The organism is Streptomyces sp. NPDC002044 (assembly GCF_040296725.1).
In the GTDB taxonomy this organism is placed as follows: Bacteria; Actinomycetota; Actinomycetes; order Streptomycetales; family Streptomycetaceae; genus Streptomyces; species Streptomyces antarcticus.
Map to the genome: position 1 here is coordinate 18,314 of NZ_JBEOXU010000044.1, position 25,889 is coordinate 44,202.

Annotated in this window: 24 protein-coding genes, 1 tRNA gene and 1 pseudogene; 14 read left to right on the forward strand and 12 right to left on the reverse strand. The window is 72.0% G+C overall.

Going from position 1 to position 25,889, the window contains the following annotated elements:
• Nucleotides 1-61 precede the first annotated feature (61 nt).
• From ABT106_RS14080 to ABT106_RS14105, 6 genes and pseudogenes are all read left to right on the forward strand, one after another.
• A complete protein-coding gene (locus tag ABT106_RS14080) occupies nt 62-835 on the forward strand; it encodes a DUF881 domain-containing protein (RefSeq protein WP_351276391.1) in 774 nt (257 codons plus the stop codon).
• The gene (locus ABT106_RS14085; RefSeq protein ID WP_351276392.1) at nt 807-1,610 is read left to right on the forward strand and encodes a class E sortase; all 804 of its coding nucleotides are present in this window, start codon (nt 807-809) and stop codon (nt 1,608-1,610) included. The genes ABT106_RS14080 and ABT106_RS14085 overlap by 29 nt, the downstream gene beginning before the upstream one ends.
• A gap of 65 nt (nt 1,611-1,675) precedes the next feature.
• A complete protein-coding gene (locus ABT106_RS14090; RefSeq protein WP_267727009.1) occupies nt 1,676-1,876 on the forward strand; it encodes a hypothetical protein in 201 nt (66 codons plus the stop codon).
• Nucleotides 1,873-2,511, forward strand: coding sequence for an aminodeoxychorismate/anthranilate synthase component II (locus tag ABT106_RS14095; RefSeq protein ID WP_351276394.1), 639 nt, complete (start codon nt 1,873-1,875; stop codon nt 2,509-2,511). The genes ABT106_RS14090 and ABT106_RS14095 overlap by 4 nt, the downstream gene beginning before the upstream one ends.
• A 140-nt stretch (nt 2,512-2,651) precedes the next feature.
• Nucleotides 2,652-3,332, forward strand: a pseudogene (locus tag ABT106_RS14100) (class E sortase); the annotation flags it as partial.
• Between the two features lie 22 nt (nt 3,333-3,354).
• Nucleotides 3,355-4,137, forward strand: coding sequence for a class E sortase (locus ABT106_RS14105; RefSeq protein WP_502979356.1), 783 nt, complete (start codon nt 3,355-3,357; stop codon nt 4,135-4,137).
• A gap of 265 nt (nt 4,138-4,402) precedes the next feature.
• On the opposite strand, the gene pknB is transcribed toward ABT106_RS14105, so the two are convergent.
• The 6 genes from pknB to ABT106_RS14135 form a co-directional block, all read right to left on the reverse strand.
• Complete coding sequence (gene pknB / locus ABT106_RS14110) at nt 4,403-6,463, reverse strand: Stk1 family PASTA domain-containing Ser/Thr kinase (protein ID WP_351276396.1); 2,061 nt, start codon at nt 6,461-6,463, stop codon at nt 4,403-4,405.
• A 214-nt stretch (nt 6,464-6,677) separates the two neighbouring features.
• Nucleotides 6,678-8,141: a peptidoglycan D,D-transpeptidase FtsI family protein gene (locus ABT106_RS14115; protein WP_351276398.1), complete on the reverse strand. Its 1,464-nt coding sequence runs from the start codon at nt 8,139-8,141 to the stop codon at nt 6,678-6,680.
• Nucleotides 8,138-9,562, reverse strand: a complete 1,425-nt coding sequence (locus tag ABT106_RS14120; RefSeq protein WP_351276400.1) for an FtsW/RodA/SpoVE family cell cycle protein — start codon at nt 9,560-9,562, stop codon at nt 8,138-8,140. Before ABT106_RS14120 ends, ABT106_RS14115 begins: the two co-directional genes overlap by 4 nt.
• Before the next feature lie 31 nt (nt 9,563-9,593).
• A complete protein-coding gene (locus tag ABT106_RS14125; RefSeq protein ID WP_351276402.1) occupies nt 9,594-11,054 on the reverse strand; it encodes a Stp1/IreP family PP2C-type Ser/Thr phosphatase in 1,461 nt (486 codons plus the stop codon).
• Between the two features lie 144 nt (nt 11,055-11,198).
• The gene (locus ABT106_RS14130; protein ID WP_267726964.1) at nt 11,199-11,699 is read right to left on the reverse strand and encodes an FHA domain-containing protein FhaB/FipA; all 501 of its coding nucleotides are present in this window, start codon (nt 11,697-11,699) and stop codon (nt 11,199-11,201) included.
• A 10-nt stretch (nt 11,700-11,709) separates the two neighbouring features.
• Nucleotides 11,710-12,543 (reverse strand): FHA domain-containing protein, encoded by an 834-nt coding sequence (locus ABT106_RS14135; RefSeq protein WP_351276404.1) that lies wholly within the window; start codon nt 12,541-12,543, stop codon nt 11,710-11,712.
• A gap of 293 nt (nt 12,544-12,836) precedes the next feature.
• Between ABT106_RS14135 and ABT106_RS14140 the strand changes: the two genes are divergently transcribed.
• The 6 genes from ABT106_RS14140 to ABT106_RS14165 all read left to right on the forward strand — a co-directional run bounded on the left by ABT106_RS14140 (nt 12,837) and on the right by ABT106_RS14165 (nt 18,392).
• A tRNA-Leu gene (locus ABT106_RS14140) sits at nt 12,837-12,919 on the forward strand.
• 176 nt (nt 12,920-13,095) lie between these two features.
• Nucleotides 13,096-14,769 (forward strand): sensor histidine kinase, encoded by a 1,674-nt coding sequence (locus tag ABT106_RS14145; protein ID WP_351276406.1) that lies wholly within the window; start codon nt 13,096-13,098, stop codon nt 14,767-14,769.
• Between the two features lie 8 nt (nt 14,770-14,777).
• On the forward strand, nt 14,778-15,437 hold the full coding sequence (locus ABT106_RS14150) for a response regulator transcription factor (RefSeq protein WP_351276408.1): 660 nt from the start codon (nt 14,778-14,780) through the stop codon (nt 15,435-15,437).
• A 113-nt stretch (nt 15,438-15,550) separates the two neighbouring features.
• Nucleotides 15,551-16,951: a DUF2252 domain-containing protein gene (locus tag ABT106_RS14155; RefSeq protein WP_351276410.1), complete on the forward strand. Its 1,401-nt coding sequence runs from the start codon at nt 15,551-15,553 to the stop codon at nt 16,949-16,951.
• A gap of 146 nt (nt 16,952-17,097) precedes the next feature.
• On the forward strand, nt 17,098-17,904 hold the full coding sequence (locus ABT106_RS14160) for a J domain-containing protein (protein ID WP_351276432.1): 807 nt from the start codon (nt 17,098-17,100) through the stop codon (nt 17,902-17,904).
• 143 nt (nt 17,905-18,047) lie between these two features.
• Nucleotides 18,048-18,392: a rhodanese-like domain-containing protein gene (locus ABT106_RS14165; protein ID WP_351276412.1), complete on the forward strand. Its 345-nt coding sequence runs from the start codon at nt 18,048-18,050 to the stop codon at nt 18,390-18,392.
• 62 nt (nt 18,393-18,454) lie between these two features.
• On the opposite strand, the gene ABT106_RS14170 is transcribed toward ABT106_RS14165, so the two are convergent.
• The 6 genes from ABT106_RS14170 to paaA form a co-directional block, all read right to left on the reverse strand.
• Nucleotides 18,455-19,597 (reverse strand): acyl-CoA dehydrogenase family protein, encoded by a 1,143-nt coding sequence (locus ABT106_RS14170; protein WP_351276414.1) that lies wholly within the window; start codon nt 19,595-19,597, stop codon nt 18,455-18,457.
• 122 nt (nt 19,598-19,719) lie between these two features.
• Entirely contained in the window at nt 19,720-20,835 is a 1,116-nt protein-coding gene (locus ABT106_RS14175; RefSeq protein WP_351276416.1) for a 2Fe-2S iron-sulfur cluster-binding protein, read from the reverse strand.
• Nucleotides 20,836-21,351, reverse strand: a complete 516-nt coding sequence (gene paaD, locus ABT106_RS14180; protein WP_502979358.1) for a 1,2-phenylacetyl-CoA epoxidase subunit PaaD — start codon at nt 21,349-21,351, stop codon at nt 20,836-20,838.
• On the reverse strand, nt 21,342-22,052 hold the full coding sequence (gene paaC, locus ABT106_RS14185; RefSeq protein WP_351276434.1) for a 1,2-phenylacetyl-CoA epoxidase subunit PaaC: 711 nt from the start codon (nt 22,050-22,052) through the stop codon (nt 21,342-21,344). Before paaC ends, paaD begins: the two co-directional genes overlap by 10 nt.
• Before the next feature lie 89 nt (nt 22,053-22,141).
• The gene (gene paaB, locus ABT106_RS14190) at nt 22,142-22,426 is read right to left on the reverse strand and encodes a 1,2-phenylacetyl-CoA epoxidase subunit PaaB (RefSeq protein ID WP_351276420.1); all 285 of its coding nucleotides are present in this window, start codon (nt 22,424-22,426) and stop codon (nt 22,142-22,144) included.
• A complete protein-coding gene (gene paaA / locus ABT106_RS14195; RefSeq protein WP_351276422.1) occupies nt 22,423-23,427 on the reverse strand; it encodes a 1,2-phenylacetyl-CoA epoxidase subunit PaaA in 1,005 nt (334 codons plus the stop codon). The genes paaB and paaA overlap by 4 nt, the downstream gene beginning before the upstream one ends.
• 306 nt (nt 23,428-23,733) lie before the next feature.
• Between paaA and ABT106_RS14200 the strand changes: the two genes are divergently transcribed.
• Entirely contained in the window at nt 23,734-24,273 is a 540-nt protein-coding gene (locus ABT106_RS14200) for a DUF5819 family protein (RefSeq protein WP_351276424.1), read from the forward strand.
• 77 nt (nt 24,274-24,350) lie between these two features.
• Entirely contained in the window at nt 24,351-25,634 is a 1,284-nt protein-coding gene (locus ABT106_RS14205) for an HTTM domain-containing protein (RefSeq protein WP_351276426.1), read from the forward strand.
• Nucleotides 25,635-25,889: the final 255 nt, after the last annotated feature.

The window sequence follows — 25,889 nt, forward strand, 5'->3', positions numbered from 1 at the left end:
CTTGCCTGCCCCGGGCGTCCGTTAGCGTAGTGGACCTGTGGCGTTGAAGGAGAAGGGTACGTTGCGCGATTCCGACGACTCCTCCGCGGGTCCCCGTCGCCGGGCCAGGCCGGTCCGGCTGCTGACGGCCGCGGTCTTCGCTCTGGCCGGTCTGATCTTCGTCACCAGTTTCAACACTTCCAAGGGTACGAACATCCGCACCGACGCCTCGCTCCTGCGGCTGTCGGACCTGATCCAGGAGCGCAGCCAGAACAACGCGGCGCTGGAACAGAGCACCGGAGCCGTGCGCCGCCGGGTGGACACCCTCGCCGAGCGCGACGACGGCAGGACCCGGGCGGAGGACGCCAGGATGGCCGCCCTGCGCAAAGCCTCCGGCACCGAGGAGCTGTCCGGCAAGGGCCTGACCGTCACGCTCGACGACGCCCCGCCGGGCGCCACCGCCCGCATCCCCAACGTGCCCGAACCGCAGCCCAACGACCTGGTGATCCACCAGCAGGACCTCCAGGCCGTCGTGAACGCCCTCTGGCGGGGCGGCGCCCAGGGCATCCAGGTCATGGACCAGCGGCTCATCTCCACCAGCGCGGTGCGCTGCGTGGGCAACACCCTGATCCTCCAGGGCCGCGTGTACTCACCCCCGTACAAGATCTCGGCGGTCGGCGACCCGGGCGCGCTCCGCAAGGCCCTCGCGGCCTCCCCCGCGCTGCAGAACTACCAGCTGTACGTGAACGCGTACGGGCTCGGCTGGAAAGTGGACGAGCACAAGGCGCTGACACTTCCCGGCTACTCCGGCACAGTGGACCTCCACTATGCGAAGCCGGTGGAACCGACGGCCTGAGCGGGTCAGCGCCGATGTCGTCCTGCGCCTGGTGGTACGGACGCTGAGCGAGCTGTGCCTGACCGCGGGCACGCTGATCGTGCTCTTCGTGGCGTACGTCCTGCTCTGGACCGGGGTGAAGGCCGACCGGGCCATGGACGGCGAGATGGCCCGGCTGCGCGGCGGCTGGGCGGCCGGAGCCCCCCGGCAGGCGCCCCCGTCCCCGTCCCCGTCCCCGTCCCCGCACCCGGGCCCGTCCGGGACGCCCGCGCGGCCGGCGGCGCCGCCGGCCGCGCCCGCGAAGGAGCCCGAGCCCGCCGCGTACCCCGCCGGACGGCCCTTCGCCGAGATGTCCGTCCCGCGCTTCGGGCCGGACTGGAGGAAGCCCGTCCTGGAGGGCACCGGCACCGAGCTCCTCAAGAAGGGCCTCGGGCACTACGCGGGCACCGCCCGCCTCGGCGCGACCGGGAACTTCTCGGTCGCGGGCCACCGGCGCACGTACGGCGACCCCTTCAAGGACTTCCCCGCGCTGCGTCCCGGGGACGCCGTGATCCTCAAGGACGCGACGACGACGTACACCTACACGATCCGCGGCGGCCCCGTCCGCACCCTGCCCACCGACGTCGCCGTGGTCGACCCGGTGCCCCGGAAGTCGCCCTTCACCGTCCCCGGCCGGTACCTCACGCTGACGACCTGCGACCCCGAGTGGGGCCACAGCCACCGGCTGGTGGTGTGGGCCGAACTGACCGGTACCCGGACGTCCGGACCGGTGGGATCCGGGGGTTTGCCGAGGTGACCCACCCGGCCGGGCCGCTGCCTTTAGGCTGTTCGCGTACCGCCTCCGCGGTGCGTGGAACGATCGTGGACGAAAAGGAATCAGACGGCATGTACGGCTGGGTCTGGCGGCATCTGCCGGGAAACGCGTGGGTACGCGCGCTGATCTCGCTCGTACTGGTCCTCGCGGTGGTGTTCGTGCTGTTCCAGTACGTCTTCCCGTGGGCCGAGCCGCTCCTTCCGTTCAACGACGTGACGGTGGACGAGGGATCGGGAGCGACTCCGTGAGCGCGCGCATTCTGGTTGTCGACAACTACGACAGCTTTGTCTTCAACCTGGTCCAGTACCTCTACCAGCTCGGCGCCGAATGCGAGGTGCTGCGCAACGACGAGGTCGCCCTCAAGCACGCGCAGGACGGATTCGACGGCGTCCTGCTGTCCCCCGGCCCGGGCACCCCCGAGGAGGCCGGGATCTGCGTCGACATGGTCCGGCACTGCGCGGACACCGCCGTCCCGGTCTTCGGCGTCTGCCTGGGCATGCAGTCGATGGCGGTCGCGTACGGCGGGGTCGTGGACCGGGCCCCGGAGCTGCTGCACGGCAAGACCTCGCCCGTGGTGCACGAGGGCCTCGGGGTGTTCGAGGGGCTGCCGTCGCCGTTCACCGCGACCCGATACCACTCGCTGGCCGCCGAGCCCCTGACCCTCCCGGACACGCTGGAGGTCACGGCGCGCACGGAGGACGGGATCATCATGGGCCTGCGCCACCGGGAGCACGACGTCGAGGGCGTGCAGTTCCACCCCGAGTCGGTGCTGACCGAGTGGGGGCACCGGATGCTCGCGAACTGGCTGGTGCGCTGCGGTGACGCCGGAGCCGTGGAGCGGTCGGTGGGGCTGGCCCCGGTGGTGGGCAAGGCCGTCGCGTGACCACGCTCGCGCCGTCCGCGCCCACGGAGGGCCGGGCCGCGCGACGCAGGGCCGCGCAGGAGGCGGCGAAACGGTCCGCGCGCCAGACACGGCGGCGCGGCGGACGACGGCGCAGGCGGCCGGCGTCGGGCGGTCCGCTGATCGTCGCGAGCAGGCTGGGCGGCGAGCTGTTCATCACGCTGGGCCTGGTGATGCTGCTGTTCGTCGCCTACCAGCTCTGGTACACGAACCTCCTCGCCCAGCGGACGGCGAACGGCGCCGCGGGCTCGCTCCGCCAGACCTGGGAACGGGCGCCGGAGACCGGGGCCGGCGCCCCGGCGGTGTCGGCGTTCGAGCCGGGGCAGGGCTTCGCCATCCTGCACATCCCGAAACTGGACGTGAAGGTGCCGGTGGCGGAGGGGATCAGCAAGCCGAAGGTGCTGGACCGCGGGATGGCCGGGCACTACGGCGAGGGCTCGCTGAAGACGGCGATGCCCTCGGACGCGCAGGGCAACTTCGCGGTGGCGGGCCACCGGAACACGCACGGCGAGCCGTTCCGCTACATCAACCGGCTGGTGCCGGGCGATCCGGTCGTGGTCGAGACCCGGGACGCCTATTACACGTACGAGATGACCTCGGCGCTGGCGCAGACCCCGCCGACGAACGTCGCGGTGCTGAAGCCGGTGCCGGAGGGCTCGGGGTTCACTTCTCCCGGCCGGTACATCACGCTGACCACCTGCACCCCGGAGTTCACCAGCACCTACCGGATGATCGTATGGGGCAGGATGACCGGAGAACGCCCCCGCAGTGAGGGCCCGCCACCCGCGCTGACCAGCTCGTAGCCGCCCGAAGGACGAATCCGCAGTGTCACCTTCCCGCCACCGCCGCCGTCCCGCCGGCGCTGCCGCCGCCTCGTACGACGCCTCTCGCGACGCCGGCCGGCCGGCCGGGCGACGCAGTGTCCTCGCCGGGTTCCTGAGCCTGCTGGGCGAGCTCCTGATCACCGTGGGACTGGTGCTGGGCCTGTTCGTCGCGTACTCCCTCTGGTGGACGAACGTGCTCGCGGACCGGCAGGCGTCGGCGCGGGGCGACGAGATCCGCCAGCAGTGGCTCGCTCCCCCCGCGGCGGAGCCCTCCAAGTCCGCGGAGCCGGGAGCACTGGACACCGGGGGCGGCGTCGGTTTCCTGCACGTGCCGGCGATGAAGAACGGCGAGGTGCTGGTCAAGCGGGGCACGGCGCCGGACGTACTGAACGACGGCGTGGCCGGCTACTACACCGAACCGGTGAAGTCGGCACTGCCGTGGGACGCGTCCGGGAACTTCTCCCTCGCCGCGCACCGGGACGGCCACGGGGCGAAGTTCCACAACATCGACAAGGTCCGCAACGGTGACGCGATCGTCTTCGAGACGCGTGACACCTGGTACGTCTACAAGGTCTTCGCCGAGCTGCGGCAGACCTCGAAGTACAACGTGGACGTGATCAGCCCGGTTCCGAAGGAATCGGGCCGCACGGCCCCCGGCCGGTACATCACGCTGACGACCTGCACGCCCGTGTACACCTCGAAGTACCGCTACGTCGTCTGGGGCGAGCTGGTCCGGACGGAGAAGGTGAACGCCGACCGGAGCCTCCCGGCGGAACTGCGCTGAGCGGGCCGGCCGCCCCGCGCCGAGGCCGCCGCGCACCGGGCGCCCCACCGGGCGCCCCTGGAGCCTCACGGGCACCCGGAGGAACACCGGGAGCCCCGGAGGCCCTCGCCCCCTTCACGGCCTCGCCACGGCCCGTACAGGGGCTCGTACGGGCCGCTGTTGGGGCCGCTCGTACGGGGGCGGCACGACGAAGGTCCGGCCCCTCCTCAGGGAGGGGCCGGACCTTGTCCGTGCCGGTGCCGGTGCCGGCACCGGCGGCGGGCCGCTAGCGGCCGCCCAGACCGCCGATGAAGCCGCCGCCGCCGTTGTTGCCGTTGTTCCCGCCGTTGTTGTTCCCGCCGTTGTTGTTGCCGCCGTCCTGCTGGCCCGGGACGGTGCGGACGTTGACCGCGGAACCGCTGGGGAGCGCGGTGTTCGCCGGCGGGTCGGAGAGGATCACCGTCGCCTTGTCGTCGGTCGGACCCGACAGGACCGAGCCGAACACCAGGTTGGCCCGCTTCAGCTCGTCCTTGGCCTGGTCCACGGTCTTGCCGGCCAGGTTCGGCACCTGCACCGTCTGCGCCGCCTTGGCGATGGTGATGCTGACCGTCTTGCCGATGTCGATCGTCTCGCCGGCCGCGAACTGCTGCGCGATGACCGTCTTGGGGGTGGCGCCGGGGGACTCGTTCTCCGTCGTGCTGCCCAGCTTGAGCTTGGCGGCGGTGAGGAGCCTGATCGCCTCTTCCCGCGACTTGCCCAGCAGGTCCGGGACCGTGGCCTTGGACTGCTCCTTGGCCACCGTCAGCGTGATGACGTCGTTCTTCTGGGCCTGGGTGCCGGCCTTGGGGTTCTGCTCCAGGACGACGCCGGGGGTGCTGTCGGACTCCTGGGTCTTGCGCTCGACCTGGAAGCCCTTGGCCTTGAGCGCCGCCTCCGCCTCCTCGAACGGGACCCGGAGCACGTCGGGCACCGCCACCGGGGGCGCGCCCGAGGAGATCTTCACCGTGACGGTGGAGTCCTTGTCGACCTTGAGGCCGGCCTCCGGGCTCTGCGAGCAGACGTTGCCCTTGGCCTGGCCCTCGCAGGGCTCGTCGGCCCCCTTCTCGACCTTGACCCCGGCGTTGGCACCGCTCTTCTGCGCCTGCTCCAGCGTCTGGCCGATGAGCTTGGGCACCGCGGGGCGGTTGTCGGCGCTGTCGCCCCAGAGGGAGCGGCCGATGAGGATCGCGCCGACGAGGACGAGGATGCCGGCCGCCACGAGGAGGATCGTGGACGCCTTGCTCTTCTTCTGGCGGCGGTGCGGGCCCTGGTCGTAGCCGCCCTGGTCGCCGTACCCGTACCCGCCGTCGCCCCCGCCCGGGGGCATGGGCGACATCATCGCGGTCTGCCCGTGCTCGGCGGAGCGCAGCGCGGTGGTGGGCTGGTCGTAGCCCTGGTGGCCGTAGCCGTGGCCCTGGTCGGGGTAGCCGTAGCCGGCCGCGCCCATCGAGGCGGTGGCGGCGACGGGCTGGCCGTCGAGGCAGGCCTCGATGTCCGCGCGCATCTCGTCGGCGGACTGGTAGCGGTAGTCGGGGTCCTTGACCAGCGCCTTCAACACGATCGCGTCCATCTCGGGCGTGATCTCGGAGTCGAAGTTGGACGGCGGCTGGGGCTCTTCCCGTACGTGCTGGTAGGCGACGGCCACGGGGGAGTCGCCGACGAACGGGGGCCGGACGCTGAGGAGTTCGTAGAGCAGGCAGCCGGCCGAGTACAGGTCGGAGCGCGCGTCGACCTGCTCGCCCTTGGCCTGCTCGGGCGAGAGGTACTGGGCCGTGCCGATGACCGCCGCGGTCTGCGTCATGGTCATGCCGGAGTCGCCCATGGCGCGCGCGATGCCGAAGTCCATGACCTTGACCTGGCCGGTGCGGGTCAGCATCACGTTGGCGGGCTTGATGTCGCGGTGCACGATGCCGGCGCGGTGCGAGTACTCCAGCGCCTGGAGGATGCCGATGCACATCTCCAGGGTGCGCTCGGGCAGCAGCTTGCGGCCGGAGTGCAGGAGCTCGCGCAGGGTGGACCCGTCGACGTACTCCATCACGATGTACGGGATGGAGATGTTGTCGACGTAGTCTTCGCCGGTGTCGTAGACGGCGACGATCGCCGGGTGGTTCAGGGACGCGGCCGACTGGGCCTCGCGCCGGAACCGGGCCTGGAAGGACGGGTCGCGGGCGAGGTCGGCACGCAGGGTCTTGACGGCGACGGTACGGCCGAGCCGGGTGTCGTGGGCGAGGTAGACCTCGGCCATGCCACCACGGCCGAGCACGTGGCTCAGCTCGTACCGGCCGCCGAGGCGCCGCGGCTCTTCCATAACGTTCCAGCCCTCTCCGTCAGTCCCGACCGCACCTGTGTGTGGTCCGGCGGTGTGCTGTTCGCGCAAAGGCTACCGGCCGATCGTCGGTGATCGGTTCGTGGCCACAGGCTGATACCGGACCGGTACCGTACGCTCGCACCCGCCCGGATTCAGTGACGCGGATCACGTGGGGGCACCCGCCGTTCGCGGTTCGTGTCCGGCGCGCACCGGCTCATCCCCGGCCCTTCAGCACGGCTTCCATCACGGCCTTGGCCACCGGCGCGGCGAGGCCGCCGCCGCTGATGTTCTCGCGGTCCGCGCCACTGTCCTCGATGACGACGGCGACGGCGACGGGCGAGCTCTTGTCCGGGTTCTCGGCGTAGGAGATGAACCAGGCGTACGGGCGCTTCTTGTTGCCCTCGCCGTGCTGGGCGGTTCCGGTCTTGCCGCCGACCGTGGTGTTGTTGATCTTGGCCGGGGAGCCGGTGCCGTTCTCGACGACGTTGACCATCATCTCCTGGAGCTTCTGCGCGTTGGCGGCGGAGAGGGGGCGGCTCATCTCCTGCGGCTCGTGCTTCTCGATGAGGTCGAGGTTGGGCGCGGTCAGCTGGTCCACCATGTACGGCTTCATCAGCTTGCCGTCGTTGGCGATGGCGGCGGTGACCATGGCCATCTGGAGCGGGGTGGCGGCGGTGTTGAACTGCCCGATGGAGCTCAGGGCGTTGCCGTCCGGGCTCATCTTCTTGTCGTAGACGCTGGCGAAGGCGCGGACCGGGATGTCGATCTTGTCGTTGTTGAAGCCGAACTTCTCCGCGGTCTCCACCATCTTGTCGCGGGTGACCTTGTTGCCGAGGTTCGCGAAGACGGAGTTGCAGGAGACGCGCATGGCCTCGTTGAGCGGGGCCTTCTCGCAGCCGCTCGCGTGGTTGACCATCGGGGTCTTGGTGCCGGGCAGGATGTACGGCTCCGGGGTGTCCGTCGGCGCGTTGATGTCGGTGACGACACCGTGCTCGAGGGCGGCGGCGGCGGTGACGACCTTGAAGGTGGAGCCGGGCGGGTAGGTCTCGCGCAGGGCGCGGTTGACGAGGTTCTTGTCCTCGGCGTCCTTCAGCGAGACCCAGGCCTTCTCGTCGTCCTTGGAGTTGCCGGCGAAGCTCGACGGGTCGTACGAGGGGGTGGAGACCAGGGCGAGGATGGCGCCGGTGCGCGGGTCGATCGCGGCGACCGCGCCCTTGTTCTTGCCGAGCTGCTTGAAGGCGGCCCGCTGGGCGTCGGGGTTGAGCGTCGTGATGACGTTGCCGCCCTGCTTCTTCTCTCCGGTGAACATGCCGACCGTGCGGTCGAAGAAGAGCCGGTCGTCGTTGCCGGTGAGGATGCCGTCCTCGAGCGATTCGAGCTGGGTGGCGCCGAAGGCCTGCGAGGCGTAGCCCGTCACGGGGGCCCACAGGGGGCCTTCCTCGTAGGTCCGCTTGAACTCGAAGTCGCTGCCGTTCGTCGCGACCGATCCGGTGATCGGCTTGCCCTTCACGATGATGTTGCCGCGCTCGGTCGCGTACTGGGCGATCTGGACCCGGCGGTTCTCCTTGCGCGTGCTGAGCTCCTCGGCCTGCACGTACTGAAGCCAGTTGGTCCGGATCAGCAGGGCGAGGACGAGCAGCCCGCAGAACAGCGAGATGCGGCGCAGGGGCTTGTTCATGACGGGCGGACCACCTGGGTCATCTCGGAGTCGGGGGACGGAGCGGGAGCCGGGGCGGGTCGGCGTGCGGTGTCGCTGATCCGGATGAGGATCCCGATGAGGGCCCAGTTGGCGAGGACGGAGGAGCCGCCGGACGCGAGGAAGGGCATCGTCATGCCGGTGAGGGGGATGAGGCCCATGACTCCGCCGGCGACGACGAAGATCTGGATGGCGAAGGCGCCCGACAGTCCGATGGCGAAGAGCTTGCCGAAGGGGTCGCGGGCGGCGAGGGCGGTGCGGACGCCGCGCTCGATGATGAGCCCGTAGATCAGCAGGAAGGCCATCACGCCGGCGAGCCCGAGCTCTTCTCCGACGGTGGAGAAGATGAAGTCGGAGTTCGCGGCGAAGAGGATCAGGTCGGAGTGACCCTGGCCGAGGCCGGTGCCGAGGACGCCGCCGGAGCCGAAGCTCATCAGGGACTGGCCGACCTGCTCGCAGGCGCCCGAGGTGGTGTAGCAGGCGAAGGGGTCGAGCCAGGCGGTGACGCGGGCCTGGACGTGGCTGGCGAAGGAGGCGACCACGACGGCGCCGCCCACCGACATCAGCAGGCCGATGACGATCCAGCTGGTCCGCTCGGTGGCCACGTACAGCATGATCACGAACATGCCGAAGAAGAGCAGCGAGGTGCCGAGGTCGTTCTCGAAGATCAGGACGAGCAGGCTCATCGCCCAGATCATCAGGATCGGTCCGAGGTCGCGGCCGCGCGGCAGGTAGAGGCCCATGAAGCGGCGGCTGGCCAGGGCCAGGGCGTCGCGCTTCACCATCAGGTAGCCGGCGAAGAAGATCGCGATGACGATCTTCGCGAACTCGCCGGGCTGGATGGAGAACCCGCCGACGCTGATCCAGATCTTCGCGCCGAAGACGTCCGCGCCCAGACCCGGGATGACGGGCAGGATCAGCAGGACCAGGGCGCCGGCCATCGAGATGTACGTGAACCGCTGCAGGACGCGGTGGTCCTTGAGCAGCAGCAGGACGGCGGCGAACAGGGCGATGCCGACGGCCGTGTACAGCATCTGGTTGGGCGCGGAGGGGGAGAAGGCGCCGAAGGAGCGCTTCGCGAGGTTCTGCAGCCGCTCGGACTGGTCCAGGCGCCAGATGAAGACGAGCCCGAGTCCGTTGAGCAGGGTGGCCAGCGGCAGCAGCAGCGGGTCGGCGTACTTCGCGTAGCGGCGCACGACGAGGTGCGCGACCCCGGCGAGCGCGCCGAGGCCGAGGCCGTAGGCCAGCATGCCGGGCGGCAGCTTGCCGTTGATCGCGAGACCCACGTTGGCGTAGGCGAACATCGGGATGACCACGGCGAAACCGAGCAGCATCAGCTCGGTGTTCCGCCGGCTCGGCAGCTCGATGGCGCCGATGGTGGTCGTGTTGGTGACAACGCTCATGGTGTGGCAGGCCCCCTGCGCCCGCGTGTGTCTACTGCTTTCCGCACAGGCCGACCAGCTGCTGCTCCGCGGGAGTCAGGCCGGCGGCGGGTGTCTGGTTCTGCGCCTCGGCGTTGCGGCGCTCTTCGTCCTTCTTGCAGGCGGACACCTGGAGACCGAGGTCGTCGATCTTCTCGCGTGCGCCGTCGAGGCTGCTCTCGCTGATGGTGGCCTGGACCAGCTTCAGTTTGAAGGGCGGCAGGTACTTCAGTTCGATGTCGGGCCGGTCGGTCTCCACCTTGGAGAGCTCCACCGGGCCGAGCTTCTGGCTGATGCCCTTGAACAGCGCGACGTGGTCGCCCTTGACGCCGATGTAGTACTGGGTCTGCGTCCAGCGCCAGCCGGCGTAGAGGCCGCCGCCGACGACTCCCGCGACGAGCAGCAGCATCAGCGTACGGGTGGTCCACCTGCGCCCTTTGCTGCGGCGCCTGCGGGGCTTGTCGTACGTGTCCTCGTACCCGGAGTCGGAGTCGTAGCCGTCGGCTTCGCCGAAGCTGCCGTAGCCGCCGCCGCCCTGGCCGGGGTCCGCGTACCCGTAGCCGGGGGCCTCACCGCTGCCGGGCGGGCCGAAGGAGCCGGCGGGCGGGGGGGCCTGACGGCCGAGCCCGGAGGCGCGGCCGGCCGGGGTGTGCATGGCGTTGCCGCCGTCGAAGAGCTGGTGCTGGTTCTCGGCGACCGCACCGACGACGACCGGGGTGTCGCTCACCTGGGCGGCGAGCGTGTCGCCGCTGTCGGTGTCGAGGACGTCGGCGACGATGCAGGTGATGTTGTCCGGACCGCCGCCGCGCAGCGCGAGCTGGATCAGGGACTGCACGGTCTCGCGGGGGCCGTGGTAGTCGGCGAGGGTCTCTTCCAGGGTCTGGTGGGAGACCACGCCGGACAGCCCGTCGGAGCAGATCAGGTAGCGGTCGCCGGCCCGGACCTCGCGGATGGAGAGGTCGGGTTCGACGATGTCGCCGCTGCCGAGCGCGCGCATCAGAAGGGAGCGCTGCGGGTGGGTCGTCGCCTCCTCCTCGGTGATGCGGCCCTCGTCGACGAGGCGCTGCACCCAGGTGTGGTCCTGGGTGATCTGCGTGAGGACGCCGTCGCGCAGCAGGTAGGCCCGGGAGTCGCCGACGTGGACGAGACCGAGGCGCTGGCCGGTCCACAGCAGGGCGGTCAGGGTGGTGCCCATGCCCTCGAGCTGGGGATCCTCCTCGACCATCGCGCGCAGCTGGTCGTTGGCCCGCTGCACGGCGGTGGAGAGCGAGGTGATGATGTCGGAGCCCGGGACGTCGTCGTCGAGCTGCACGAGGGTCGAGATCACCTCGGAGCTGGCGACCTCGCCGGCGGCCTGGCCGCCCATGCCGTCGGCGATCGCGAGGAGACGTGGGCCGGCGTAGCCGGAGTCCTCGTTCCCCTCGCGGATCATGCCCTTGTGCGATCCGGCAGCGAACCGCAGGGACAGACTCATGCGCACCTGCCCTGTCGACGCTGCCTCCGGGTACAACCGGTCTCGAGCCACACTGCCCACCCTCCGGTCGGGAGCGCGCGCGGGTCCGTTTCCACAGTGGGACGGATCTCCGCGGCTCGCTCGCTCCGCTCGCTCATTCTCGTACTACTTCCGCAGCTCGATGACGGTCTTGCCGATGCGGATCGGCGCTCCCGGCGGAATGGGCGTCGGAGTGGTCAGCCGGTTCCGGTCGAGATACGTGCCGTTGGTGGAGCCGAGGTCCTCGACGATCCACTGCCCGTCACGGTCCGGGTAGATCCTGGCATGACGGCTGGACGCGTAGTCGTCGTCCAGCACGATCGTCGAGTCGTGGGCGCGGCCCAGCGTGATCGTCTGGCCCGCGAGGGCCACCGTGGTGCCCGTGAGGGTGCCCTCGGAGACGACGAGCTTGGTCGGCGCACCACGGCGCTGGCGCTGCTGGGGTGGCGCCGCCTGGCGGCCCCCCTGCTGCGGGGCACCGGCGGCGGCGCCGCCTCGGCGGGAGCCGCGTTGCGTCACTCTCGTACCGAAGAGATCGCTGCGGATGACCTGGACGGCCACGATGACGAACAGCCACAGAACGGCTAGGAAACCCAACCGCATGACCGTCAGGGTCAGCTCTGACATTGCCCCCGCTTCACCCTTCGGCTTGCCGGTAAATGATGGTGGTGCTGCCCACGACGATCCGCGAGCCGTCGCGGAGCGTAGCGCGGGTGGTGTGCTGCCCGTCCACCACGATGCCGTTGGTGGACCCTAGATCCTGGATCGTCGAGGGCGTTCCGGTCCGGATCTCACAGTGCCGGCGCGAGACGCCGGGGTCGTCGATCCGCACGTCGGCTTCCGTGCTTCGGCCGAGTACGAGCGTGGAGTGCGAGATCTGGTGGCGGGTGCCGTTGATCTCGATCCAGTGCCGTCGCGAGCCGCCCGGGGAGGGCGCGGGAGCGGCTCCGCCGGAGGCGGGCCGCCGTCCTGCGGCGCCGCCCGGAGGCGGGCCCGCGGGCATGGGCGGGGCGGCGACCGGGGGGTACCCGTAGCCGCCCTGCTGCTGGTTCTGGGACGCTGCCGGGCCGCCCTGGGGGGCCTGCGGCTGCGAGGTGCTGGAGGCGAGGGTGCGACTGCGGACCCGGTAGAGCCCGGTGTCGAGGTCGTCGGCCTTCTCCAGCTGGACCTTGATGGGGCCCATGAAGCTGTAGCGCTGCTGCTTGGCGTAGTCGCGGACGAGGCCCGCGAGCTCGTCGCCGAGCTGCCCCGAGTAGGGGCTCAGGCGGTCGTAGTCGCCGCCGCTCAGCTCCACGATGAAGTCGTTCGGGACGACGGTCCGCTCGCGGTTCCAGATGGTGGCGTTGTTGTCGCACTCCCGCTGGAGGGCGCCGGCGATCTCCACCGGCTGGACCTCGGACTTGAAGACTTTGGCGAAGGTGCCGTTCACCAGACCTTCGAGTCGCTGCTCGAACCGCTTCAGGACTCCCATGGGGCACCTCCTCCGTCGTTGTCGCCCTGTACTGCTTACTGATCGTATCCACGCGTGGCGGATTCGGCTGGTTCCCCATCGGTCCTGTGTGGAGGAGTGTTGGTCCTCACAAGCGATCGTAGGGGCGTGCCAGGGACAGTGTCCCGCACCGGGGGCTGAGTGCGGGAGGGGCCGTCCCCGGCGGGGTCCCGGGGGCCGGGGAAAGGGATGTGAATCCACCCCCTTCCACGTGCTAATCTTTCGACGTCGCCAGGGGAACGGCCCGCAAGGGAAGATCCACTGGGGTGCTGCTCGGGCGAGTGGCGGAACGGCAGACGCGCTGGCTTCAGGTGCCAGTGTCCTTCGGGACGTGGGGGTTCAAATCCCCCCTCGCCCACATCGGCGAAACGGTCGTCATCGCGAAAGCGGTGGCGGCCGTTTCGTGTTTCCCCGGGGCCCGGACTTTCTTTCCCCCCGTCGTCCGTCCGGACTTCAGACTTTCGTCGTGGCGGGCGCGACGAAAGAGGGCGGTCGGCGGCGGACACGGGTGTCTAGGGTCGTCGGGTGGATGTCATGGGGAAGACGCGGGCCGGCTGGGACCGGCTGAGGGGACCGGAGCCCTGGACCCGGCGGATGGTGGCCGGCGATCTGGCGCTGGCCGGTGTCCTGGCCGTGCTGGGACTGGGCATCGAGGAACTCGACAACGGGTCCGGGCGCCGGATGCTGGTGAGCGCCGTGGTCGTCGTGGTGCTGACCCTGCTGCGCCGGCGGTTCCCCGGGACCACCCTCGTCGTCGGCTCGGCGGCGAGCAGCGTGCTGCCCGGAGTGTTCCTGGTCACGATCCTGCTGGGCTGGTCCGCGGGGCGCCGGATCGTCGGGGTGGGCCGGGCGCTGGCCGCCTTCACCCTCGCCTTCCTCGCGGCGGCCGGTTTCAGCGTGCTGTCCCAGTGGGACGAGATGCGGCCGCTGCTCGTGATCGTCTTCTCCACGCTGATGTTCCTCGTGGCGACGGTGGTGCCGGGTCTGGCGAGCCGGTACTGGTCCCAGCGCCGGACGCTGCTGCGGGCGCTCCAGGAGCGCAACGGGCAGCTGCTGCGGGAGCGGGCCATGGTCGCGGGGCAGGCGAGGCTGCGGGAGCGGCAGCGGATCGCGCAGGACATGCACGACAGCCTGGGCCACCAGCTGGCGCTGATCTCGGTGCACACCGGGGCGCTGGAGGTGGATCCGAAGCTGACCGATCGCCAGCGCGAGGTGGTGGGGGTGCTGCGGCAGGCGTCGGTGGCGGCGATGCACGAGCTGCGTGAGGTCGTCGGCATCATGCGCGACGGGGTGGAGGCCCCGGTGCCGTTGGAGGAGGCGCAGTCCCCGGCGCGCGGCGTGGCCGGGATCGCGGGGGTCGTGGAGGCGGCGCGGGGCGCGGGGACCGACGTACGGCTGACGACGTCGGGGCAGCCGAGGGAGCTCGTCGCGGCCTGTGACCACGCGGCGTACCGGATCGTGCAGGAGGCGCTGACGAACGCGTACAAGCACGCTCCGGGGGCGTCGATCGCGGTGGAGCTGCGGTACGAGGACGACTCGCTGGTGGTGGAGATCGCCAACGGCGTCGCGGCCGGACCGGGGGCCGGCGAGGTCGTGTCCGGTGGGCAGGGGCTGACGGGGCTGCGCGAACGGGCCCGGCTGGTCGGCGGGATGGTGCACGCGGGCGCGGTCGAGGGCGGCGGGTTCCGGGTCGCGGGAGTGCTCCCGTACGGTGCCGGGCCGGCCGGGGCGGCGGAGGTGGCCGACGACTTCGGGCAGGGGGTCCTGGCGGGCGGCCCGAAGGGCGACTCCCCGATGGACTGGTCGGTGGTGGACCGGGAGTTGGCCGTACGGGCCCACAGCCGGACCGGCGGCATAGCGCTGGGCTGCGGGATCACGGCCGCGGCCGTGGTGGTGCTGCTGATCGCGCTGGTGGCGGGTGTGGTGATGCTGGTGGGGTCGGTGAACAACGCGATGATCGACCGGGGCGAGTACGACGCCGTGCGGCTGGGCGAGACGGAGCAGGCGGTCCGCGACCGGCTGCCCGACGGGGACAGCATCTTCACCGGCGGCATGGACCGGAAGGGACCGCCGCGGCCGGAGGGGTCGAACTGTCTGGTGCTGTTGTCGACGGAGGATGCGCCGGACCTGACCACCGACATCGCGTTCCGCTTCTGCTTCAAGGACGGCAAGCTCGTCGACAAGCAGTCCTACCAGGTCAAGCAGTAGGAGTTCGGGTGACAGCCGAAGTGATCCGCGTGGTGATCGCGGACGACGAGCCGTTGATCCGGGCCGGGATCAGGATGATCCTGACCTCGGCACCGGACATCGAGGTGGTGGCGGAGGCGTCGAACGGGCGGGAGGCGGTGGACCTGGCCCGCGCGCACGCGCCGGACGTGGTGCTGCTGGACATCCAGATGCCCGTGATGGACGGGCTGACCGCGCTCGGGGAACTGAAGCGGGCGGTTCCGGCGGTGCGGGCGCTGATCCTGACGACCTTCGGGGAGAAGGAGAACGTGCTGCGGGCCCTGGGCCAGGGCGGCGCGGGGTTCCTGCTGAAGGACTCGGCGCCGGGCGAGCTGATCGGGGCGGTGCGGGCGGCCGCGGCCGGCGACGCGTACCTCTCGCCGGGCGCGACGCGGCACGTCGTGGACCAGCTGTCCTCGGGGCGGGCGGCGGTGCGGGGCGAGGAGGCCCGGCGGCAGGTGGCGGAGCTGAGCGAACGGGAACGCGGGGTGCTGGCGCTGCTCGGGGAGGGGCTGTCGAACGCGGACGCCGGCCGGCGGCTGCACATGAGCGAGGCCACGGTGAAGACGTACGTGAGCCGGATCCTGGCGAAGCTGGGCTGCGAGAACCGGGTGCAGGCGGCGCTGCTGGCCAGGGACGCCGGGCTGTAGGGCCCTGACGGGTCCCCGGCCGGGCGCCGGCGTGGAGATGCTGGCCAGGGGCACCGGGCTGTCGGTACGGTCAGCCCGTTCTGGCGATCGAATGGACTGGTGGGGCGGCGCACATGACGGCGGCAGCGGGGCAGCGGATACCGCAGGTGGAGGGGTTCGCGCCGAGGGTGGCGGACGGATCGCCGAAGGAGCACGGCAAGGCGCTGCGCGGACGGGTGCCGCGCTCGGCGCACGCCGCTTTCGAGGCGCCGGGCGACCGCCCGGACGCGGTGCGGGCGGTGGAGGAGTCCAACGCCGGCCGGGTCGCCGAGCTGACTCCCATACGGGTGGGGCGGATGGCCGCGAACCCGTTCGCGTTCCTGCGCGGGGCGGCCGGGCTGATGGCGCACGACCTGTCCGGCGGCCCGGTCACCGGGATCGGCGCACAGATCTGCGGGGACGCGCACGCGGCGAACTTCGGGCTGTACGGGGACGTGCACGGCCGGCTGGTCATCGACCTGAACGACTTCGACGAGACCGTCTTCGGCCCGTGGGAGTGGGACGTGAAGCGGCTGGCGACCTCGCTGGTGCTGGCCGGACGGGTGGCCGGAGCCGACGAGGACACCTGCCGGGCGGCGGCGCGGGACACGGTGGGCGCCTACCGGCGGACCATGAGGCTGCTGGCCAAGCTGCCCGCCATGGACGCCTGGAACGCCATCGCGGACGAGGAACTCGTCTCGCACGCCGATGCCCGGGATCTGCTGGGGACGCTGGAGCGGGTGTCGCGGAAGGCCCGCAACAACACCTCCGCCCGGTTCGCCGCGAGGTCGACCGCGGCCGCGGAGGACGGCAGCTGCCGGTTCGTGGACGCGCTGCCCGTGCTGCGCCGGGTCGGGGACGCGGAGGCGGCGGCCGTGGCGGCCGCGCTGGGCCCCTACCTGGAGACGCTGACGGGCGACCGGCTGCCGCTGCTGGCCCGGTACGCGATCCACGACGTGGCCTTCCGGGTGGTGGGGACCGGGAGCGTCGGCACACGCTCGTACGTGGTGCTGCTCATGGACCACCGGTGCGAGCCGCTGGTGCTCCAGGTGAAGGAGGCGCGGCCCTCGGTCCTGCTGCCGCACCTGCCGGCCCTGGGGTTCCCCGCCCCGCCGCAGGAGCACGAAGGCCGCCGGGTGGTGGCCGGCCAGAAGCGGATGCAGGTGGTGTCGGACATCATGCTGGGCTGGACCACGGTCGAGGGGCGGCCCTTCCAGGTACGGCAGTTCCGCAACCGCAAGGGCAGCGTGGATCCGGCGGCGCTGACCGCCGAGGAGTTCGACGACTACGGGCGGATGACCGGGGCGCTCCTGGCGCGGGCCCACGCGCACAGCGCCGACCCCCGGCTGCTGGCCGGGTACTGCGGGAAGAACGAGGAGCTGGACGAAGCGGTGGCCGCCTTCGCCGTGGCCTACGCCGACCGGACCGAGGCGGACCACGCCGACCTGGTCGCGGCGGTGCGGGCGGGGCGGATCGCGGCGGAGACAGGGGTCTGACGGCGCGGGGCCGGCGGGGTGGGGCTTCGGGGCAGGGGGCTTCGCGGGGTGGGCGGTGTTTCACGTGAAACACCGCCCGGCCGGGCGGGCCGTAGGCTGGCCGCGTGAGCGAGCAGACCGAACAGACCGACCAGCCTGAGCAGCCCGTGCCGGCGGCCCCCGGTGATTCCGGCGCGGACCGTCCCGAGGCACGCCTGGAGCGGGCCGTGCGGGCCGCCGAGCAGGCCCTGATCGAGTTCGAGATCGCGGTGGAGACCTTCCGGGTGGAGGTCGAGAACTTCTCCCGCCTGCACCACCAGAAGCTCGGGCCGATGTACTCGCGGCTCGACGAACTGGACGCGCTGATCGCCGAGGCGAAGGCGGCCCGTACCGGCGATCCGGAGGACCTGCGGCGGGCCAAGGAGGCACGTGCGCTGGTGATGCCGATGCCGGGCGTGGACGAGCTGTTCCACGACTGGATGGATTCCGACGGGATCTCCGACGACGCCGGTGCGATGCTCACCGACCGGCCGGTGCGGCCGCCGCAGCGGGTGCGTCCCTCGGAGGAGGTGCGCCGTCTGTACCGCGAGCTGGTCCGCCAGGCCCACCCGGACCTCGCCCAGGACGAGGCGGAGCGGGAGCGGCGGGACACGTTCATCGCGCGGGTGAACGCCGCGTACGGGCGGGGCGAGGAGCAGCAGCTGCGCGAGCTGGCCGAGGAGTGGGCGGCCGGTCCGGCGCCCGAGCGGGCGGAGCCGGGCGAGAGCGAGGAGCTGTACGCACGGCTGGAGTGGCTGTCGCGGCGCAAGGAGCTGCTGTCGCTGGTCGCCAAGGACCTGGAGGACAGCGCGATCGGCTCGATGCTGCGGATGGCCCCGGAGGACCCGGACCGGCTGCTGGAGGAGATCGCGGAACAGCTGCTGGCGCAGGTGTCCGAGCGCGAGGCGGAGCTCGCCGGTCTCGCCGCTCCCTGAGGACGCGTGACGCGGCGCTGCCCGGTGGCGGCCGGGTCTTCGGCCCGGCGCCGGCGGGGTCCGGCGGGGTCACGGCCCCGGCGGGCGGAAGGGGTCCGGTCCGATAGGTTGGCATCCCCATCTGTGATGAGAGAAGGCGACGCATGAACTTCGGACCGCTTCCCTCGGTGGACGCCGCCGCGGTGCCCTCCGAAGGCTTTGTCCTCGACGTCCGCGAGGACGACGAATGGGCGGCCGGCCACGTCGAGGGCGCTCTGCACATCCCGATGAGCGACTTCGTGCACCGCTTCGGCGAGCTGACGGAGGCCGCCCCGGACGGCGCCCGCGTGCACGTGATGTGCCGCGTGGGCGGGCGTTCCGCGCAGGTCACCCAGTACCTCGTCCGCCAGGGCATCGACGCCGTCAACATCGACGGCGGGATGCAGGCCTGGGACGGGGCGGGGCGCCCGATGGTGACGGACACCGGGAACCCGGCCTTCGTGCTCTAGGCCGGGCTTCGCCCTTGGCCGTCCCTTCCGGATCGTGCCCGTCCCCGGGCCGCCCCCGGCCCTCAGGTGAGGGGGTGGGCGGCCAGCAGGTCGCCCAGGGCCTCCTCGTGCGCGGCGGCCGGGCCGAGCTGGAGCTCCAGCTGCTTGGCCCACGCGTGGTAGCGGTGGAGCGGGTAGTCGGTGTCGGCGCCGAATCCGCCGTGCAGGTGCTGTGCGGTCTGCACGACCCGGCGCACTCCCTCCGAAGCCCAGATCTTGGCGACCGCCACGTCGCCGGCGATCGGCAGCGGCCCGCCGGCCGTGCCGGTCGCGGCGTCGAGGCGCCAGGCGGCCTGCCAGAGGGTGACCTCCATGGCCCGCAGGTCGATGTAGCGGTCGGCGGCCTGGACGGCGACGGCCTGGAAGGTCGCGACCGGGAAGCCGAACTGCTCGCGCTTGGCGGTGTACTGGCTGGTCATGGTGAGCACGCGCTCGCCGAGACCGAGCGCGAGCGCGCAGGTCCCGGTGGCGAGGAGCTGGCGGAGCCGCTCCCAGGCGCCGGGGGTCTCGATGAGGTGCGTGGCGGGCACCCGTACGCCGTCCAGGGCCAGTTCGGCGAGGCGCTCCCCGCTGGTGGAGTACTGCTCGGCGAGGACCAGGCCATCTGCGGTGCGCGGGACGAGCGCGAGGACGGCCTCTCCCTCGCCGGTGTGGGCTGGTACGGCGATCCAGTCGGCGTTCTGCGCCCAGGGGACGGCCGTCTGGCTGCCCTCCAGGGTCCAGTCGGCGCCGTCCCGGCGGGCGGTGACGGCCAGTTCGGCCGGGTCGTGGCCGGTGCGGCCGTGGGCGGCGGCGGTGAGGACGAGCGTCCCGTTCCCGGCGCCGGGCAGCAGGGCGGCGGCCAGTTCGGGGCTGCCGTGGGCCTGGACGGCCATGGCGGTGGCGCAGTGTTCCAGCAGCGGTACGCGGGCCAGCACCCCGGCGGCCTCGCGCAGCACCAGGCACAGGGCGACGGCGTCCAGACCGGCGCCGCCGTGTTCCTCGGCGAGAACCAGGCTCAGCAGGTCGGACGAGGCGAGCCTGGCCCACAGCGGGCGGTCGAAGTCCTGTGCGACGGCCCGGGGGGTGAGCGCGGGGCTCGGCACGCTGTCGGGCGCGACATCCGCGAACACGGCCTTCGCCGCCTCGACGGCGGCCTGTTGTTCCTCGGTGAAGGTGAAGTCCACTGCCTGTCCTCCCGCGCGCACCCGGTCCATCCTGTCCTGACGGTGCGTCAAGATAGAACAAGTTCTTGAAAATGCACAGCCTGGTGCCGGACCTGCTGACCGGGGGCGGGGAGGGGTGCGGGTCAGCGGTCGAAGTCGATCTCCACTTCCTCCGTCACGGCGTGCGACTGGCAGGCCAGGACGAAGCCGGCCTCGGTCTCCTCCGCTTCGAGGGCGAAGTTGCGTTCCATCCGTACCTCACCCGTCACGAGGAAGGCCCGGCAGGTGCCGCACACGCCGCCCTTGCAGGCGTACGGGGCGTCGGCGCGGTTGCGCAGCACCGCGTCCAGCAGGGATTCGCCGTCGCGGACCGGCCAGGTGCCCGAGCGGCCGTCGAGCCGGGCGGTGACCCGCCCGTGGGCGGGTGCGTCCGGGGCCGGCGGACGGGCGGGCGCCGCCGTGTCCTCGACGTGGAAGATCTCCTCGTGGACCCGGTTCCGGGCGACGCCGAGGGCGCCGAGCGCCCGCTCCGCGCCCTGCACCAGGCCGTAGGGCCCGCACAGGTACCAGCCCGTCACCTCGGCGACCGGCAGCAGGGCGGGCAGCAGCGCCGCGAGCCGCTCCTCGTCGAGGCGTCCGGAGGGCAGCCCGGCCTCCTGCTCCTCGCGGGAGAGGACCGTCACGAGCTGGAAGCGCGCGGGGTAGCGGTCCTTGAGGTCGGCGACCTCCTCCAGGAACATCGTCGACGCGGCGCTGCGGTCACCGCGCACGAGGCAGAACCGGGCGTCGGGCCGGGCGGCCAGCAGGCTGGCGGCGATCGACAGCACGGGGGTGATCCCGCTGCCGCCGACGATCGCGGCGTAATGCCCGCCGGGCGGGGCGGCGGCCGGGTCCAGGACGAACCGGCCGGCCGGGACCATCACGTCGAGCACGTCGCCGGCGGTGATCTCCTTGTGGGCGAACGTGGAGAACTCACCGCCGTCCACCAGCCGCACCCCGACCCGCAGCAGCTCGGGGCCCGGGCCGTCCGGCGCCGGGGCGGCGGAGCAGATCGAGTACGTGCGCCGGACCTGCACTCCCTCGGGGGTGGTCCGGCGCAGGGTCAGGTGCTGGCCGGGGGCGTGCCGGTACTCGGCGCGCAGCCCGTCCGGCACCTGGAGGACCAGGGCCACCGCGTCCTCGGTGAGGCCCTCGACCGAGGCCACCGTGAGCGGGTGGAACGCGCCGTGCCGGGCGGCCGGCCGGGGTGCCTCGGCCATCTACAGCTCCTTGAAGTGGTCGAACGGTTCGCGGCAGGTGACGCAGCGGCGCAGGGCCTTGCACGCGGTGGAGGAGAAGCGGCTGAGCAGCTCGGTGTCGGTGGAGCCGCAGTTCGGGCACCGCACGGAGAGGGTGAGCGGGACGGGTCCGCCGGCCGCGTGCGGCCGGGGCGGGGCGATGCCGAACTCGGCCAGCTTGCGGCGTCCTTCGGCGGTGATGTCGTCGGTGGACCAGGCGGGTGCCAGGACGGTGGTGACGCGCACCTCGGGGATGCCGTGGTCGTTCAGAACCCGCTCGATGTCGGCGGACATGGCCTCGATGGCCGGGCAGCCGGTGTAGGTGGGGGTCAGGGTGACCTCGACGTGGCCGTCCTCGCACATTCGCACCCCGCGCATGACGCCGAGTTCGGTGAGCGTGAGCACGGGCAGCTCGGGGTCGGGGACGGAGCCCGCCAGTTCGGCCAGTTCGGCTTCGAGGCGGGTCGTCGCGGCCGTCCCGGCGCCGGTCACCACGATGCCCCCGGGTGGCTGCGGTGCAGGTGCTGCATCTCCGCGAGGAGCAGGCCGAACGGTTCGGTGTGCAGGCCCTGCCGGCCGGCTCCGGCCGCCCACGCCCCGGTGCGCGGTCCTTCGGGCAGCGCGAGCCCGGCCCGCTCCAGCAGGGCGGTCACCGCGGCCAGCCAGCGGGCCTCCAGGGCGGCCCAGTCCAGGTCGCCGAGGCCCTCCACGGGCTGGAACATCTCGCCGGTGTACCTCCACAGCGCGTCGAGGGCGGCCCGCATGCGGGCGCGGCTCTCCGGGGTGCCGTCGCCGAGCCGCAGCGTCCACTGCTCGGCGTGGTCGCGGTGGTAGGCGGTCTCCTTGACGGCCTTCGCCGCGAGGGGGGCGAACGGGCCGTCTCCCAGGGCCAGTTCCCCGTACAGCTCGTGCTGGTAGAGGGAGAAGAAGAGCTGGCGGGCGATGGTGTGGGCGAAATCGCCGTTCGGCTGCTCGACGAGCTGGAGGTTGCGGAAGGAGCGCTCCTCGCGCAGGAACGCGAGCTCGTCCTCGTCGCCGGTCAGGGACAGCAGGACGCGGGCCTGGCCGAGCAGGTCGAGGGCGATGTTGGCGAGCGCGACCTCCTCCTCCAGGACGGGGGCGTGGCCCGCCCACTCGCCGAGGCGGTGGGAGAGGATCAGCGCGTCGTCCCCGAGGGCCAGGGCCGCCGCAGCGGGGATGTCGCGGACGGTCTCGCGGCCGGTGCCGGTGCCGGGGGCGGTGCCGCGTGTGGTGTCGGGGGCGGTCGCGCGGGTGGTGTCGGTACCGGTCACAGGTGGCTCAGCCCCTCCGGGACGTCGTAGAAGGTGGGGTGCCGGTAGGGCTTGTCGGCGGACGGCGCGAAGAACGGGTCCCGCTCGTCCGGCGAGGAGGCGGTGATCTCGGTGGAGGGCACCACCCAGATGGAGATGCCCTCGCCGCGCCGGGTGTAGAGGTCGCGGGCGTTGCGCAGGGCCATCTCCGCGTCGGGGGCGTGCAGGCTTCCCGCGTGCGTGTGCGACAGGCCGCGCCGCGAACGCACGAACACCTCCCACAGGGGCCAGTTCCGCGTCATACCCGTGCCTCCTCGGTCTGTCCGTTGTCCTTCGCGGCCTGCTTGTCCGCATAGGCCGCCGCCGCCTCGCGCACCCAGGCGCCTTCCTCGTGCGCCGCGCGCCGCCGGCCGATCCGCTCCGCGTTGCAGGGGCCGTTGCCCTTGAGCACGTCCCAGAACTCCGCCCAGTCGATCGCGCCGAAGTCGTGGTGCCCGCGCTCCTCGTTCCACGTGAGGTCCGGGTCGGGCAGGGTCAGGCCCAGCGACTCGGCCTGCGGGACGGCGATGTCCACGAAGCGCTGGCGCAGCTCGTCGTTGGAGTGGCGCTTGATGCGCCAGGCCATCGACTGCGCCGAGTGCGACGAGGCGTCGTCCGGCGGGCCGAACATCATCAGGGACGGCCACCACCACCGGTCGACCGCGTCCTGCGCCATCGCGTGCTGTGCCTCGGTGCCCTGCGAGAGGGCCATGAGCAGTTCGAAGCCCTGGCGCTGGTGGAAGGACTCCTCCTTGCAGATCCGGACCATGGCGCGGGCGTAGGGCCCGTACGAGCAGCGGCAGATCGGCACCTGGTTGGTGATCGCCGCGCCGTCGACGAGCCAGCCGATCGCGCCGACGTCCGCCCAGGTCAGGGTGGGGTAGTTGAAGATCGAGGAGTACTTCTGCTTGCCCGCGTGGAGCTTGTCGAGCAGCTCGTCACGGCTGGTGCCCAGCGTTTCGGCGGCGCTGTACAGATACAGCCCGTGGCCCGCCTCGTCCTGGACCTTGGCCATCAGGATCGCCTTGCGGCGCAGCGAGGGCGCGCGGGTGATCCAGTTCGCCTCGGGCTGCATGCCGATGATCTCGGAGTGGGCGTGCTGGGCCATCTGGCGGACCAGGGTCGCGCGGTACTCCTCGGGCATCCAGTCGCGCGGCTCGACGCGCTCGTCCGCCGCCACGGCGGCGTCGAAGGCGGCGGCGAGCCGCCCGAGGTCCGTGTCGCGTCCCGTGCCGTGGCCCGTGTCCGGGGTCACTGCCGTCATCCCGGCTCCCTGTCTGAGTCTGCCGTCCGCCCGACCGACCGATCGTTCGGTTCATCCTCTTCAATGGTGAGACGGCGGGCCGTAGGGTGTCAACCTCTGTGGTGAACCCTGTGGACGGACGATGATCGGGGCGGGATGGATTCGAACGAGCGAGAGCCCGCCGAGGGCGCTGCTCAGCCCCCTCCTCAGCCTCCGCTCCCGCCCCCTCCTCAGCCTCCGCTCCCGCCCCCTCCGAGAGCTCCCGGAATCGCCGGTCTGAGCACCCCGTACCGGGTCGTCGCGGCCCTCGCCCTCGGGGCGGTCGCCGTGGCCGCCTGCTCCCACCTGGCTCTGGTCTTCCTGCACGTGGCCCCCGCCAATACGGTCAGCCGGCAGCACGCGCGGACGGTCGACGGCTGGATCTACCCCGAGTTCGAACAGAACTGGAAGCTCTTCGCGCCCAACCCGCTCCAGCAGAACATCGCGGTCGAGGTACGGGCACAGGTGCGTACCGGCGGCGGCGACCTGATCACCACCGGCTGGCGCGACCTGTCCGCCGAGGACGGCGCGGCGATCCGCCACAGCCTGCTCCCGAGCCACACGGAGCAGAACGAGCTGCGGCGGGCCTGGGACTTCTTCACGGGCTCACACGACGCGGACAACGTGCCGAGCGGCGAGCGCGGCGAGCTGTCCGAGGAGTACCTGCGGCGCATCGCGATGGACCGGATCGGCCGGGACCATCGGGACGGGCACGTCCTGCGGATCCAGCTGCGCTCGGCGACGCGGGCGGTTCCCGCGCCCGAGTGGAGCACCGAGACGACCGACACCCAGACGTACTACCGGGAGCTGCCGTGGTGGACGGTGTGAGGCCGCAGGCCCCGGCGGGGCGGGGCGGGGGCTCGGGCGGGGGCTCGGGTGGGCGGTTCGGCGCCTCGGCGGGGCGTTTGAGGGCGTCGGCCGGGCGTTTCAGGGCTTCGGCGGGGCGGGCGCTGGCGAAGGTGTCCGGGCAGGCCCTGGGCCCGTACCAGAGCGCCGTCATCCGGATCGGCTTCGCCGGGACCTGGCTCTTCTTCCTGCTCCGGGAGTTCCCGAACCGGGCCGAGCTGTACGGGCCGGACGGGCCGTGGAGCTTCGGGCTGGCGGAGCGGCTGATCGCCTCGAACCGGGCCTTCACGGTCCTGATGTGGTCCGACTCCACCCTCTGGTTCGAGATCGTCTACGCGGTGTCCGCGCTGGCGAGCGTCGCGCTGATGCTGGGGTGGCGGACCAGGGGCACCTCCGTGGTGTTCATGATCGGGGTGCTGTCGCTGCAGAACCGCAGCGTCTTCATGGGGGACGGCGGGGACAACGTCATCCACCTGATGGCGATCTACCTGGTGCTCACGCGGTGCGCCCAGGTGTGGTCGCTGGACGCACGCAGGGCCCGTACGCGCGGCTCGGCGTCGGCCGGCGCCGCGGGGCCGGTGCTGTGGGGCGTCCTGGGCGCGGCGCTCGCCTACGGCGCGGCCACCGGGCGGTTCGGCTACGGCTGGCTGGCGGCCTTCGCGACGCTGTGGGTCGCCACCGCGCTGTGGTGGCTGGTCGACCGGTACGAGGCGGAGGGCGAGGGCCGGGCGGCGCTGGACGTGCTGGCGAACCTGCTGCACAACGCGGGGATGCTGGTGATCATGGCGGAGGTCTGCCTGATCTACGCGACGGCCGGGTGGTACAAGATCCAGGGCTCGCGGTGGCAGGACGGGACCGCGCTGTACTACCCGCTGGGGCTGGACTACTTCGCGCCGTGGCCGGGGCTGTCGGCGCTGGTGGCGGGCAGTGGGACGCTGGTGATGCTGCTGTCGTACGGGACGGTGGCGGTGCAGGTGGCGTTCCCGTTCACGCTGTTCAACCGGCGGATCAAGAACGTGCTGCTGGCGGTGATGATGCTGGAGCACGCCGGGATCGCGGTGCTGCTGGGCCTGCCGTTCTTCTCGCTGGCGATGATCACCGCTGACGCGGTGTTCCTGCCGACCGCGTTCCTGGTGTGGCTCGGGGCGCGGGCCGGGCGGCTTCGGCCGGGGGGTGGGGTGCCGGTGCCGGTGCCGGGGCCTGTGCCTGTGTCGGCTTCGGGCCCGGTCTCGGGCTCGGCGTCGGTGGGGGCTGCCGGGATGCTTCCGGCGCCTGCCGAGGGGGAGTCCGCGGCCGTTCCCGGGCCGCCCCCGGCGCCGGAGCCGAGTCCGAGCGGGCGCTGACGCCCGACCCGCGGCGCCGTTGCCAGGGGCTCCGCCCCGGACCCCGCGCCTCAAACGCCGGCGGGGCTGGATGGTGTGCCTCGTGCGTGCGCGGAGCTGGGCCGTGTGTGTGGCGGGACTGGGGTGGTGCGGCGCCGTTGCCGGGGGCTCCGCCCCGGACCCCGCGCCTCAAACGCCGGCGGGGCTGGGGGTGGCGCCTCAAACGCCGGCGGGGCTGGATGGTGTGCCTCGTGCGTGCGCGGAGCTGGGCCGTGT